The following is a 788-nucleotide window of genomic DNA, read 5'->3' on the forward strand; positions in this document are numbered from 1 at the left end:
CCCACATGGCAACTATATTCACAATTTATTGTAGATGATAAAAAACAGTTGCTAAAAAATCTCTTGTTTAATAAATAAAATTTGTAAAACTGTAGTACTAAAAAAGAGAGTCTCATTTTTCAATGAGACTCTCTTTTTTATATATTTAAACAGAATTTTCAGCTCTATCATTCAAAATAAATACTCGAGTGAAAACCACCATAATTACTACAATAACTAAAAAATATAGGGGCATGACTACTAAGGAACCTGTATGCAGCTGGCTCATTCCCCAAATTGTCAGCGTGACTATTATATAGTACCCTAAGCTAAATAATGCGCCTGCTGTACCAATGACATTTTGAAAATCTACTAATGCTAGACTGAGACAGTTAGGTAACGCTATCCCAATTCCTAATAGCAATATAAACATCGCTACTAAAAATCCAATCATATATAGTATATTCGGATTTGATCGGATGGACGTAATAACAGATAACACGATAGCTCCCCCCGTCATTACAATACAACCTATATATATGATTTTCTCCGGTTTATACRTAGGCAGTAACCGTTTTGAAACTTTCGCTCCAATAATAGAAGCAGACGCAACTACAATTCCTAGAAATCCGTACATACTAGGTGATAACTGAAAGTATTCAATAAAGATAAACGGCGCTTCTGCATAATAGCTAAATAAAACACCATTTGCTCCCCCAATTAATAACCCATATGTTACTACTTTCGGATTTGTAATTAATCTTTTCGCTACTAAGAAAACATTTATTTTATCCGTTACTGTGTCCGTT

Annotated in this window: 1 protein-coding gene; it reads right to left on the reverse strand. The window is 33.2% G+C overall.

From position 1 onward, the window contains the following. Positions 1–145 precede the first annotated feature (145 nt). On the reverse strand, positions 146–788 hold a 643-nt coding region (locus AC1DTM_RS29755), incomplete at its 5' end, for an MFS transporter (protein WP_477001619.1).

The organism is Bacillus sp. P4_D3 (assembly GCF_056401855.1).